Origin of the sequence: Bradyrhizobium sp. AZCC 1721 (assembly GCF_036924715.1) — a bacterium.
In the GTDB taxonomy this organism is placed as follows: Bacteria; Pseudomonadota; Alphaproteobacteria; order Rhizobiales; family Xanthobacteraceae; genus Bradyrhizobium.
The window spans coordinates 6667943-6681493 of the sequence record NZ_JAZHSB010000001.1 but is presented as its reverse complement, the minus strand read 5'-3'; the positions used below and the strand labels follow the sequence as shown (position 1 = coordinate 6681493).

The window sequence follows — 13551 nt, the reverse complement described above, 5'->3', positions numbered from 1 at the left end:
TTTGAAAACGGCGAAGGACTGAGAAGGCCCACCCTTCGCGCAACACGGGCCAAGGAAGAGGAGACTGCAATGTCGAAATCGTTCAAGGTGCTGGGCCTTGCGGTGAGCGCCCTTGCGCTGACCCAATTGCCGGCCGCAGCCCAAACCAAGGTTACCGATCAAGGCATCTCGGCCAATGAGATCGTCATCGGTACCCATCAGGACCTGTCCGGTCCGATCAAGGTCTGGGGCGTGCCGGTATCCAACGGCATGAAGATGGCAGCCGAAGAGATCAATACTGCCGGCGGCATCCACGGCCGCAAGATCAAGCTGATCATCGAAGACAGCGGCTACGATCCGAAGCGCGCCGTGCTGGCCTCGCAGAAGATGGTCGAGCGCGACAAGGTCTTCGCCATGGTCGGCCCGATGGGATCTCCCACCGTGCTCGCCGCGCAGGACATCCTGTTCGACGCCGGTGTCATGCAGCTCTTCCCGCTGACAGCGGCCGAATTCACCTTCAAGTTCGATCCGGCGAAGCCGCAGGAGAGACTGAAGTTCAACAACCTGTTGCCTTACGTCGAGAGCACCCGCGCCGCCGTCAAGTACATGCTGGAGACCAAGGGTTTCAAGAAGCCCTGTATCCTGCATCAGGACGACGAGTACGGGAAGAACGTGCTTGACGGCTTCACGCAGCAGGTCAAGGCGATGAAGCTGGAGCCGGCCTCTGTCACCAGCTACAAGCGCGGCGCTTCCGACTTCAGTGCGCAGATCGCCAAGATGAAGTCCGACGGCTGCGATGTCGTCGTGCTCGGCACGGTGATCCGCGAAACCATCGGCGCGATGGGCGAGGCCAAGAAGCTTGGTTGGGACGTCACCTTCCTCGGTGCGACGCCGACCAACGTTTTGGAAGTGCCGGCGCTCGGCAAGGACGCGGTGGAAGGCCTCTACGCGGCTTCCGGTTTCGAAATTCCGTACGAAGACACCGCCAAGGGCAAGGTCAAGGACTGGCTAGCCAACTACAAGAAGATGTTCGGCTCGGACGCCAACACCCAGGCGATCATCGGCTACAACGCCATGATGACGTTTGCGTTCTACGCCGAGAAGGCTGGCAAGGACCTGACCGGCCAGAAGATGATGAGCGCGCTGGAGTCAGGCGAGCAGTTCCGCGACATTTTCAACTCGCCGCCGACCAAGTTCTCCAAGACCGACCATCTGGCCAACACGATTACCCAGGTCCAGCAGATCAAGAACGGCCGCTGGGTGCTGGTCAAGGAAGGCCTGATGTTCTGAGCGGCGCTTTGCTCTAACGACAGGGCTTCACGTGAAAGGGGGCTGCGCGAGAAGATCGCGCAGCCCTTATCTTTTGCCGGTGAAGCATGGCGCGCTACACCCTGACCTGCAGTTCTGCTCGCGCGGCTGCAGAATCACTCAGGGCCGGCGGCGGCCGGTACTGAGTACCTCATGCCGGCTTCATCGCTGAAGCGATTTGGGCAGGGTTTCTGAGGGCGACTCGCCAAATTGCAAGTGATAGCTCCTGGCGAAATCTCCGAGGTGCCAAAAGCCGCAGGCAAGTGCGCACGCCTTGACGCTGCCCGTCCCTGCCAGCAATCGCTGGCGCGCGAGCCATAGCCGTCTGATGCGTAGATATCGATGGAGGCTCATGCCCTGGTATCGCTGAACCGCATCGTGCATAGTTCGCACCGAGACACCGACATGTCTCGCAAGTTCTCCGCTGTAGACCGGCCGCCCGATGCTACCGGACAATACTGCCTGGATGTCTCGAAAAATCTTGAAATGCCTGATGGAGTTCGCACGAGACGCCCATTTTGCATCGACAACATTGGCGAACGCGGCATCGATGGCGGCAACCAGCGACTCACGCATCGCAGAGGAAACCTCGCTCACTTCGGAGGCGTCGAAACCCGAGGTGTTTGATAAGATCTGCCTCACCAGCTCGCGGAGCCGATGGTGCGCTGATACGCTCGTTTCAAACACCTTCCAATTCGGGCCCGCCTGGGGCCATCCACGATCTTGCATTTCCTGCGTGAAGATAACCGATGTGTACTGCCGTTCGGCCCGTTCGACCGTGGTGTATGCAGCACCATTACTTCCGATCGCAATGGCCGACCGATCTCTTTCGACCCCGTTGAAGCGAATGGGTACACCGTCGTCCATCGAAAATCCGACGGCGGTGCAATTTGGGGCAAGTTGGCCTTCCACAATTCGGGGGAAGGACCGAGTGAAATTGATGTCGCAACCCGGCAGATTCAGGATGATTTGCGCAGCCGAGATTTTCCGCACAAGCGGGGTGAATTCCACGGCCAGATTTCGTACAGAACTTCGAAACTGATCAATGTCGCTGAAGCGAAATGCTTTTGGCGCGAGTGTTGGCAGAGCGTCGCTGTTCATCAGGTAGTAGGCGTCCCCGGTAACGACATGATGAGCATATCATTGACGCCAGAACGGAGTTTGACTTTGATCAACTTCTGATCCCCGGAGCATTACGGATCGAGCTTCTGACCCCCGGAGTATTACGGGTCGAGCTGGCTTGGCGGAAAACAACAGCCTCAGCGGTTCGCCTCGGGCCTGCCGAATTTCGACATCTTTTCCGCCGAATTTTCGGTGCCAAACCACCAATCCTGCCGAATAGATAACCCCGCATTAAGAACGATGGCGTGGAATTCAACACATGCGCGGGCAATAGCGGATCGGCGCAGCTCCGGTTTGTCATGGCCTGCGCAAAGCTAGTCAAGGCTGGGCTGCCCCAGTGGTATGCTTGTGCGTGGCATGTCGGTTTCATTTTACTTTTTGATCGCTTCAGACGAATTGCGACACTCAAATGTCTACGGTCCTAGAGTCCCATCAGCCTCACCAGCGGAAACCTCGACCAGGCTCCGTGCGTGAGAGACCATTTGACGTTCTGACCAACGCCGCCGCGCTGCTGTCGAGCATTGAAGGTCTGCAAATTCACCAAACGGAGGATTTGCGCCGCGCCATCCTCATTCTTGATCTCGCAAACATGTGCATCCAATTTTTCATCAGGCAGATCGGGAGTGGGGCGGCCAGAGAACATTTGCTCGCGCAGTCCGCGAGGATCGATCAGCTCATCGAAGCCGCGCGTGGTGAGGCCGCTCATCTCCGAGCTCCAAAATTGCTTTAGTTAAACTTGGTGCCTCTATTCCGGGGGATTGCAATGAGGTGGAATAATCGAAAGGCAGCCCGCGTTCACTTTGAATGCAAGCATCTCGTTAACATCATGGGTGTCGATGGGACATGGCGACGAAGTTGCACTCTTCTCGACGTTTCTGCTAGCGGCGCCAAGCTTGAGGTGGAGGGCTCTACCGACGTACTCAAGACACAGGAATTTTTCCTGGTTCTGTCCTCCACCGGTATGGCGTTTCGCCGGTGCGAGTTGGTTTGGGTCAACGGGGCACAGGCAGGCGTTCGATTCCGCACGGAGAAGGGGAAAGGGCACTCGGGCAAGAATGATCGTCTTGCTGGTGCGCATCAAGTCAGTATTGCAGGGCTGGACCTTGGATGACCAGCGATCTCACATGCAGCTAGTCTCTTCGCGAACGATCTCCTTCATCGAAGTCCCCTCCCTCGCAGTTTTTGAGGCCAAGGAAGCTCTGTTTCATGACGAGGGTAAGGGCTTCCTTCTCTACCTCTCCGGCGGAGAGGTATCATCAACCGCAAAAGAGCGAGTCGTGTTCCTGGAATTGCGGGAGGCGCTGATATGGTTGAACGAGCCCCCTGAGGATCGGGGTTCGTTTTGGGCCTGAAGACGCGCAAGTAAGTCGCTCAACGGAGACGGCCCTGATGTTTGTGCATGTTCTGGCGGATGATGCCGCCAAGTTGTCCGACCTTTGCGGCATTCTTGACCGCAGAGTTCGCATAGCAGCGGAACGGCTCGACGTCGACGCAAATCTCTCGCAGGCGCCTCACGCGGTGGTTGTCTGCGCCGATCTACGTGTCGTCAGAAACATCGCGGCGCTCAAGAAGAGGAGTGTCCGCATGGCCAAGGTCCCAAAGCGTATATTCCTTGTCGAAGAACCATCTCACGTCTGCATCTCGCAGGCCTATGCGCTGGGAGCGACGCTCGTTGTACCGAGCACAATCAACCAGTCCAAATTGCTCGCTGCATTAGCCGATCCGGCCGACCCGGAACGCGCCTCTCCACCCGGGGCGCCGCAGCAAGACAACGCGGTTGAGGTCGCGGCTGCCGCCATTGGATCGATGTTCACCGCGGCGTCGTTGGGCGAGCCGATAGATGTGATCGGGACGAAAGAAGCTGGCAAGAAAATCGCCGATCGCATCACAGAGCGCGGGCTCACTGAATGGCTCACGACGGTGCGGCGCCATCACGAGGGGACCTACCAGCACTGCCTCCTCGTAACCGGCGTGGCCATTGACTTTGGGCTCAGCCTGGGACTGCGGAGAACCGATCTTGAGCGGCTGCACTCTGCCGCCATGTTTCATGATATCGGCAAAGCAACCATCCCGCTGGCGATCCTGGACAAGCCCGGACGGCTGGACGCCGAGGAGCGCGCACTTATCGAGAGCCATCCGGTGGCTGGATACGATTTTCTCAAAGCCCAGACAGGTATTTCCGCCGAGATCCTGGATGCTGTCCGGCATCATCACGAGTATCTCGATGGCAGCGGATATCCGGATGCGCTCTGTGCCGAGAGTATCCCCGATATCGTTCGCGTGCTGACCATTTCCGATATCTTCGCCGCGCTGATTGAGCATCGGCACTACAAGCCCACCATGCCCCGGGCGGAGGCATACGGCATTCTGTCCAGGATGCAGGGAAAGTTGGAACGGGCCCTCGTGGCGGCGTTCAAGGAGGTCGCACTGAGCAGGTAGCCCCAGCGAAAAAGCAATCCATCCCGTCATTCCGGATGGTCTGAAGAACCGGACCTCAGATGCGCAACTGCGCATCTGAGAATCTCGAGATCCCGGGTTCGCGCTGGCGCGCGCCCCGGTCTGTCGTCGTCACTTCGGCCTTATCGCGTCCGCGGTGCCTTGGATAAAGGCCTGGATCTTCACCACGTCGGCTTCGGTCAGCTTGCCGGTGAAGTCAGGCATGCCCTGATCGTGGAACGGGCCCTTGAACACGAAGTTCTTCAGGTTCTCGATGGTCTCCTTGGAAACGTAGCCGAGGTTCCTGACATTGCCGCCCTTGTCGACGCCGGGCACGCCGTGGCATTGCGCGCAGGCGGTGACATAGAGCGCAGTGCCTTCTGGAACGTCCTTCGGATCGTACTTGACGCCGGCGAGCAGGCCTTCGGTCTGGTACTTCACGAAGGCCGGCGGTGGCGCTTTGCCATCGATCGCGAAGGTATAGACCGTGCCAGGGCTCTGCAGTTCGGTGGCGCGGGCGGCAATTCCGAACACGCCGCCCCAGCCGACCGCGATTGAGACATACTGCTTGCCGTCGACCAGATAGGTCGAGGCGGCCGCAACCACGCCGGTACCGACCGGCGCCTCCCAGAGCTTTTCGCCCGTCGTGGCGTTGTAGGCGATGAAGCGGCCGTCCGCCGTGCCCTGGAAAACGAGGTTGCCCGCGGTGGTGAGCGTGCCGCCGTTCCACGGCGCTACATATTCCGCGCGCCAGGCTTCCTTCTGCTTCACCGGATCCCACGCGAGCAGGCGGCCGAACGGCGCGCTCTTCGGCGGCGTCGCGTTGAGCATGAAGCCAAGGTTCCAGCCCGCCGCAGAAGCGAATTTGCCGGGCTCCTGCGCGTTGTGCTTGAACGCCGTTTCCGGCGTCAGGTTCACCGGAATGTTCTGCGCCGGCAGATAGACGAGCCCGGTCTGCGGATTGAACGACATCGGATGCCAGTTATGGGCGCCGTACGGGCCCGGGATGCTGTCATACTGTTCCCTCCCGCGCGCCTCCTTCACCTCGATCGGCCGGCCGTTGGCGTCGTAGCCGGTCGCCCAGTTCACATCAACGAAGTTCTTGGCCGAGATGAACTTGCCGTTGGTGCGGTCGACGACGAAGAAGAAGCCGTTCTTCGGCGCGTGCAGGATCACCTTGCGCGGCGTGCCATCGATGGTGAGGTCGGCGAGGATCATCGGCTGGGTGGAGGTGTAGTCCCAGTGGTCGCCGGGCGTCTCCTGATAGTGCCAGACGTATTTTCCGGTGTCGGCGTTCAGCGCGACCAGCGAGGCCAGATAGAGGTTGTCGCCGCCGGATGGGCTGCGCACATCCCGATTCCACGGTGAGCCGTTGCCGGTGCCGATATAGACGAGGTTGAGGTCCGGATCGAAGGTGATGGTATCCCACGCCGTTCCGCCGCCGCCGTTGATCCAGTATTTACCGGCGGGGTCCCAGGTCTTGGCGGCAGCCGCCATTGATTCATCTTCGAACGGTTTTGACGGATCGCCCGGTACCGTGAACCAGCGCCAGGCCTGATTGCCGGTTTCGGCGTCGTAAGCGGCGACGTAGCCGCGGGCGCCGTATTCCGCGCCGCCATTGCCGATCACGACCTTGCCGTTGAACACGCGCGGCGCGCCGGTGATGGTGTAGGAATGCTCCTTGTCGATCAGCGTGTCCTTTTCCCAGACCACTTTGCCGGTGACGGCATCGAGCGCGATCAGCCGCCCGTCATAGGCGCCGACGAACACCTTGCCTTTCCAGAGCGCGACGCCGCGATTGACCACGTCGCAGCAGCCTTTGTAGCCCTTTGTGCGATCGACCTTCGGATCGTACGTCCAGAGCCGCTTGCCGGTGCGGGCATCGATGGCGTGCACCACGCTCCAGGACGCGGTCTGATACATGACGCCGTCGACAACGACCGGCGTCGCCTCGACGCCGCGGGAGGATTCCAGCGGATAGCTCCACACCAGCCCGAGCTTCTTCACGTTGTCGGCGTTGATCTGGTTGAGCTTGGAAAAGCGCGTCTCGGCATAGTCGAGGCCGATGGTCGGCCAGTCGCTCGAGGTCGCGGTGTTGGCCTTGATCGATGCGCCGTCGACCGCCGAGGTAACCGCCTTGATGTGCTCGGGCGATCCCTTGGCGGGTGTCTGCGCAAGGGCGGAGCTGCAGCCCAGCGTCAGGCCCAGCCCGATTGCGATCACGGCCTGCGCAAGGCGCGCCGGCCGACGGGAAGTAACGGCAATTTCAGGAAATAAAAGGCAATCGGAATCAACGCGCGGCAAACGTGTCATCTCATTCCCTCCCAGTGATCTCTAGCGGATCTGATGGAATGCTATGCCGGTGAGAAGGATCGCGTCAATCAACGCGATGCGCGAAACGAAAAAGAGAAAATTTGTCTCGCATGTTTTGCGCGAGCGCTTTCGCCGAACGAGTGCAAGCTGGCATACCGGCTGCAGCGCACCATTGGCCGTAAGGCAGGAAAGATCAGATAAGGAAAGCAGATTGTTGCCCGCCGTCGCCGCGCAACAATTGCGCGCGGTCATTCCATTGGCACGTTCGAATGACCGGTCGGCGGAGCGGCCAGAGAGCTCAAGACAAGCGGAGCCGCAAGCTTATTGCCCGAGGCGTCGGCGAGCAGCGGAGCATCGGCATATCGCATCACGCCGTGCTGACCGATCACGAATGTCGGCTGAAAGTTTCTAACGTCGACGTCCTCGACCATCGCCATGCGGCGGTTATCGAGCGTCAACCAGCGCCCCTCCAGCCGCGCGGCAGCCACCGCATGGTCCTCGCCGCGGATGGTATCGTGCAGTACCACGATCCTGAGATCGTCGGGCGCGAGGCCGGCGCGGCGCAAGGCCATGAATTTCGCGATCGCATAATCCTCGCAGTCGCCGCCGCCGCGCGCGAGCGTTGCGAGCGGTGGCGTCCAGACGTCGATCTGGCCGTGCTCGGCGAGATCGCTCATCGGCCGGATGGCGAGATTGACGGCGCGGTTGATTTCGCCGAGCCGCGCGCGGCCTTCGCGCAAGCGCGCGGCGTCGACAATGTCGAGGAATTTCAGCGCGGCCGGAGACACGCAGCCGTCACGGTCACCTTCGCAGAGCGCAAGCTGCACCATTTCGTCGTCGAGCCGGCGCTGCACGCCAAGCCATTTGTCGCGCAGTCCGCCGCTGGTGAGGGAAGATGCGGCAAGTCCGAACGGCTCGGCCGACCGCTGGATCATCTCCACCGGCGCGGATGGCTCGCCCGTCTCCGCGCGCAGGTCGACAGGCCCGAACCAGGCCAGGCCGCACGCGACGATGCCCGCGCGCCATGCGCGCGCGTAGACTGACAACCCCATCTGACACCCCTTGTCCGGGCATCGGCGGGCTTGCTCTGCCTGCTCGTACCCGGATCATTTCAGAACGGGCAGGATGGGCAACGGCGCTTTTGATCCGTTTAAAACGAGGGGAGGCCTATCGGAAGTTTGCGAAGGAGCGTGAACGCGGCCTTGCCGGTTTGCAGAGGATTTTATCGATCCACTCAGATCGGCGCTCATCGGGGCCGCTTGGCTATCCGAGACAGGAGGCGGACACGGCGCAAAAGTTTACGGTTGCGGAAGGGTCACAGCTCACCGAATTAACCTTACCCACGGGATCGCTCGGTGCACGATTGCAACCTGTCCCGGACGCCTTGAAGGCGATGACGGCTTCGAATGGATCCGCGAGGTGATCAGTCTTAAGGTGACTAGGAAGCGGCATTCGCTGCGCTGCGGCAGAGATAAATGATTATGACTGCTTATCTTTATGCCGTGGCAGGCCGTGCCCATTTTTCGATCAGCCCGAGTAAGTTCCGGCCTTTTCCTTGCCACACTTTCGCCGGACACTTTTTCCGGACCTTTTCGGTCCTGTTGCCGACATACCCCATATCGAGGGTATTCGCGGCATGCCTGCTTTTGTGTTCCTTACCTGCGTGGTATGAAAACCCCGCAGGGAAATTTCATACTTCTTAACCATTTAGATTGGTGTTCCATTGAACTACGCCGGCAAATTCGGATCGGGCGCCCTCGACCCTTTTTCCGGCGCGGATATTGGCTCTGGGTCTCTGCTGTCATCGCACGGCCATCTTCCGTCTTCCGGCAAGTTCAATGTCGACAAAGTTTCGACACATGCACCGTCCGACGCCATAATTATTTCTGATGCTGATCTGCTCTTCAGCGGCGACTTCAAGCGATCGGGCATCGATCTGATCCTCAGCAGCGGCGACCGCGAGCTCGTGCTGCGCGATTACTTCAAGGGCGAGAAGCGCGCTGCGCTGGCCTCGCCCGATGGCGCCCATCTTACCGGCGACATCGTCAACGCGCTGAGCGGGCACACCAAGTTCGCGCAAGCTGACGGCAGCGCCAGCGTCGCGCCACCTGTGATCGGGCATGTCACCAAGCTGACGGGCAATGCGACCGCGATCCGCAACGGCGTCTCGATTATCCTGAACCAGGGCGAAACCGTCCATAAAGGCGACGTCGTCCAGTCCGGCTCCGATTCGACACTTGGTATCACCTTCATCGACGGCAGCGTGTTCGGTCTCGCATCGAATGCCAGGATGGTGCTGAACGAAATGGTCTACGACCCCAACGGGTCGGACAACAAATCGCTGCTTAGCCTGGTGCAGGGCACGATCTCGTTCGTCGCCGGCGCCACCGCCAAGAAAGGCGACATGAAGGTCGACACCCCGGTCGCGACCATGGGCATCCGCGGCACCGCTGTGCTGGTCGAGATCGACTTCGAAGTGCCCGGCTCGGGTATCGCGCCGCCGGCGAAATTCCAGGTGCTGGTCGAGCCCGACGGCACCACCGGCTCCTACATCCTGTTCGACAAGACCACGCTGACGCCGATCGCGACCGTCAACCGGGCCGGCACGCAGACGATTGTCAGCGGCCAGGGCACGGTCAGCTTTCAATCGTCGGTGCAGCTATCGCCCGACGCGCAGAAGATCATCAGCGACGTGTTCTCGCTGAAGTTCACCGACCTGAACAATCCGAACACCAAGCTCACTACCAATTTTACCGATTCGATCGTTCCGGAAACATTGTTCGTCAAGCTGACCGGCGGGGAGTTCATTCCCGTGACGCTTCAGCTACTCAACATCCCGAGCGGGGCTACTCCCCCCGTGGATCCGGGGCCGCCCCCCAGGCTCGTACATATTCCGGGGCCGCCGCGGGCCGAGGCGTTCGGCGGCGCGGCTACCGAACGAATCGATGTGACCGCGAGCTCCGCGCTCGACAGCATCTCGGGTATCGTCAACTATATCGACGTCAACGTCGGCGACACTCCGAGCGTCAGTACGCAGTTTTCTTCCTTCGTCTATCAGGACGCGCAGGGCGCCGATGTCACCACCACGCTGACGGCGCAGCAACTGGCTGCGATCAAGGCGGTCGAAGTGCCGCTGTCCGTGGTGCAGGATCCCAACGGCAAGAACATCGGTACGGCGACCTGGACCTACAACATCGCCGACGGCGCGTTCGACTTCCTCGCCACCGGCGAGACGCTGAAGCTGACCTACATGGCGCGGGTCGACAACAATTTTGCGCCGAACAACGAGACGACGTTTGTGCCGTTTACGATCGTCATCACCGGCACCAACGACAAGCCGACGATCTCCGCGATCGGGGGCGAGATTACGGAGCGGATCGGCACCGGCAATACGACGATCGATACCGTGTCCGGCACCGTTACCTTCGGCGATGTCGACCTGACCGACCGTCCCGTCGTCAGCGTGGCGATCTCCACGACCGATCCGTTCCGCTACTACGACGCAGCGGGCAACGACATCACCGCGACGCTGACGCCGGAACAGTTGGCGGCGATCCTGGCCGTCGAGGTGCCGCTCGGCGTGGTGCAGGCTCCCGGAAACAGCAACAACGGCACGGCAAGCTGGACCTACAGCATCGAGGATAACAAGTTCGATTTTATCGCCAAGGGCGAGACGCTGGTGCTCAACTACGTCGCCCAGGTCGATGACGGCCATGGCGGCGTCATTACGACGTCGATCACGGTCTCGATCGACGGCGCGGATGTCGCCGTCTCCGGTACCAACGACATTCCGACCATCGAGGTGACGAACGCTGGGTTCCCCGAGCTGGTGAATCCCAGCCAGCCGAATCCGACCGGATCCCCGGCGCTTCATACGGTATCGGGCACCATCAGCTTCACCGACGTCGACCTGACCGATCGTCCGGTGGCGAGCGCCGCCTTTGCTTCCTACACCTATCAGAGCGCAGCCGACGCCAGTCTCACGCTCACGGCCGGGCAACTCGACGCGGTCGATGCGGCGCTGACGGTAGCGCAGGCGGCCGGCAATACAAACAACGGTTCGGCGAGCTGGACCTACAGCGTCGCCGATAGCGCGTTCGATTTTCTCGCAGATGGCGAAGTCCTGACGCTGACCTACACCGCGACCGTCAATGACGGTCACGGCGGGATCATCAACACGCCGCTCACCGTGACCGTGACCGGCGCTAACGATACGGCCGTCATCGCCAGCAGTCCACAATCCGCAGCAATTTTGGAGATCGCCGACACCTCTGGCTCGGCGACGCCGGATCACGCCAACGGCGCGATCACATTCACCGATGTCGACTGGACCGATACGCATGCCGTCACGATTACCAATGTGGTCGCAACCGGCACCCAGACGGATCTAATCGACTACAACACCCAGTTCGGCTGGCTTTGGCTGGGCGCGTTGACCGATTCCACGGGCGGCGCGACCGGTTCCCAGAACTGGACCTTCTCGGCCCCGGATCATTATTTCGACTATCTCGCTGACGGCGAGGCCATCACGCTCACCTACACGGTGCAGGTTGACGACCACCACGGCGGCGTCACCACCAAAGACGTGGTCATTACCGTCAACGGCTCCAATGATGACCCCGTGGTTACCACTACCAACGGCACCTTTACCGAAATGGCCGGCACCGGCAGCGCCACGATGGACCACGCCGGCGGCAGCATCACCTTTGCCGATCTCGATCTCAGCGACCGGCCGGACGTATCCGCGTCATACGCCGGCTACACCTACAAGGCTGCGGACGGCACCACCGATCTGCTGCTGACCGCACAGCAGCAAGACGACATCGGGGTCGCCCTGACGCTGACACCGGTTCTCGGCAACACCAACAATGGTTCGGTGAATTGGTCCTATGACGTGGCCGACAGCCAGTTCGATTTCCTCGCTTATGGCGAAACGCTGACGCTGACCTACGCCGCCAAGGTCAATGACCATCATGGCGGCGTTGTCACCACGCCGGTCACCGTCACTATCACCGGCTCCAATGACGCGCCGACGCTGGACGCCGAGATCGCGGGCGAGCTCACCGACAGCGCGGCGAATGACGGTTTTGGCAATCTCGCGGGGACGCTGACCGGGCACGATGTCGATCACGATGAGACCGCCTCGCTGAGCTATGCTGCGCTCGACGGATCCAGTGCGGTGAACACCGCGGTCGCCGGCCTCTACGGTTCGCTCACGGTGAATGTCGACGGCACCTACACCTACGTTGCCAATGCCGCCGCGATCAACGCGCTACACGAAGGCAGCCATACCGATATGTTTACGGTGCAAACGTCCGACGTGCACGGCACCGTCAGCACCGCCATTCTCACCGTCGATGTGAACGGCGCCAACGACGCGCCGACATTGACTGCGGAAATCGCGGGCAAACTCACCGATACCGCGGCCGGTGACAGTTTCGCTGATCTTACGGGCACGCTGGATGGCAATGACCGCGACAGCGACGACACCGCCTCGCTGCGTTATGCTGCGCTCGACGGATCCAGTGCGGTGAACACCGCGGTCGCCGGCCTCTACGGTTGGCTCACGGTGCACGCCGACGGCAGCTACGTCTATGTGCCCAATGCTGCCGCCATCGATGCGCTGCTGGCAGGCAGTTATACGGATACCTTCGCGGTGCACACCATCGATGTGCACGGTGCTGCCGGCACTGCGACGCTGACGGTGGAAGTGGAGGGAGCGAACGATGCGCCCGTGATCGGAACCGATCGCGTCGTCACAGAGGATGTTGATGAAACGACGACTTTTTCGGGCCTTTACGTCACGGATGTCGATGCTACCGGATCCACCACCTTTGCGATGTCAGCGACGACCGGTGCCAGCCCGGTAACTAGTGTGACGCCGGCAAATGGCAGCGACCTTGATTTTGAGGAAATCAACACGATGCTGGACAGCGGTATCGCCTACATGCACGACGCTGCCGAACCGCAGACCGACATAGTCACGCTCACGGTTGCCGATAGTTTTGGCGGCGCCGATACGGTCAATTTCATTTTCAACCACGCTGGAACGGGCCCGGAAGTGATCTTGAACGGCACGTCCGGCAAGGACGTCATTTTTGCGACCGGGTATGCCGATACGCTTGTCTTCACGCCGGAAGACGACCCGAGTGCCGATACGATTATGGACTTCGTGGTCGGCGAGGACCATATCGATCTCCGTGCGTTCGCCCAGTTCGTGAACGCCGAGAACATCACTGCGTGGCTTGCAAATCCAGTCCATGTGACGACCAGCGGCGATGACAAGCTGATCACGCTCGATACTGGCGACACCATCACCTTGAAGGGGCTTGCCACCGCGGGTCTCCATGCGAGCGACTTCATCGTGTCGCCGCATCACTAATATGGCGCTTC

General features: G+C 60.7%; 10 protein-coding genes. 5 read left to right on the top strand and 5 right to left on the bottom strand.

What is annotated here, in order from left to right:
- Window positions 1–69: 69 nt before the first annotated feature.
- Window positions 70–1269: an ABC transporter substrate-binding protein gene (locus V1273_RS31890; RefSeq protein ID WP_334365321.1), complete on the top strand. Its 1200-nt coding sequence runs from the start codon at window positions 70–72 to the stop codon at window positions 1267–1269.
- 180 nt (window positions 1270–1449) lie between these two features.
- Here V1273_RS31890 and V1273_RS31885 read toward each other — a convergent pair whose 3' ends face one another.
- Window positions 1450–2388, bottom strand: a complete 939-nt coding sequence (locus V1273_RS31885) for an AraC family transcriptional regulator (protein ID WP_334411906.1) — start codon at window positions 2386–2388, stop codon at window positions 1450–1452.
- 442 nt (window positions 2389–2830) lie between these two features.
- Window positions 2831–3115, bottom strand: coding sequence for a hypothetical protein (locus tag V1273_RS31880; RefSeq protein ID WP_334411905.1), 285 nt, complete (start codon window positions 3113–3115; stop codon window positions 2831–2833).
- Window positions 3116–3172: 57 nt separating this feature from the next.
- Here V1273_RS31880 and V1273_RS31875 point away from each other — a divergent pair, with 57 nt between their 5' ends.
- The 3 genes from V1273_RS31875 to V1273_RS31865 are packed head-to-tail and all read left to right on the top strand — an operon-like array spanning window position 3173 to window position 4848.
- Window positions 3173–3520 carry a PilZ domain-containing protein gene (locus tag V1273_RS31875; RefSeq protein WP_334365318.1) on the top strand — a complete coding sequence of 116 codons (348 nt, stop codon included), beginning with the start codon at window positions 3173–3175 and terminating at the stop codon, window positions 3518–3520.
- Window positions 3465–3761, top strand: coding sequence for a hypothetical protein (locus tag V1273_RS31870; RefSeq protein ID WP_334412324.1), 297 nt, complete (start codon window positions 3465–3467; stop codon window positions 3759–3761). The genes V1273_RS31875 and V1273_RS31870 overlap by 56 nt, the downstream gene beginning before the upstream one ends.
- A gap of 37 nt (window positions 3762–3798) precedes the next feature.
- Entirely contained in the window at window positions 3799–4848 is a 1050-nt protein-coding gene (locus V1273_RS31865) for an HD-GYP domain-containing protein (RefSeq protein WP_334411904.1), read from the top strand.
- Window positions 4849–4977: 129 nt separating this feature from the next.
- Here V1273_RS31865 and V1273_RS31860 read toward each other — a convergent pair whose 3' ends face one another.
- From V1273_RS31860 to V1273_RS31850, 3 genes are read right to left on the bottom strand one after another with little or no spacing between them, the layout of a single operon-like run.
- Window positions 4978–7158, bottom strand: coding sequence for a PQQ-dependent dehydrogenase, methanol/ethanol family (locus V1273_RS31860; protein ID WP_334411903.1), 2181 nt, complete (start codon window positions 7156–7158; stop codon window positions 4978–4980).
- 21 nt (window positions 7159–7179) lie between these two features.
- A complete protein-coding gene (locus tag V1273_RS31855) occupies window positions 7180–7410 on the bottom strand; it encodes a hypothetical protein (protein ID WP_334411902.1) in 231 nt (76 codons plus the stop codon).
- Entirely contained in the window at window positions 7407–8210 is an 804-nt protein-coding gene (locus tag V1273_RS31850) for a transglutaminase-like cysteine peptidase (RefSeq protein WP_334411901.1), read from the bottom strand. Before V1273_RS31850 ends, V1273_RS31855 begins: the two co-directional genes overlap by 4 nt.
- Before the next feature lie 671 nt (window positions 8211–8881).
- Here V1273_RS31850 and V1273_RS31845 point away from each other — a divergent pair.
- A complete protein-coding gene (locus tag V1273_RS31845) occupies window positions 8882–13540 on the top strand; it encodes a VCBS domain-containing protein (RefSeq protein WP_334411900.1) in 4659 nt (1552 codons plus the stop codon).
- Window positions 13541–13551 lie beyond the last annotated feature (11 nt).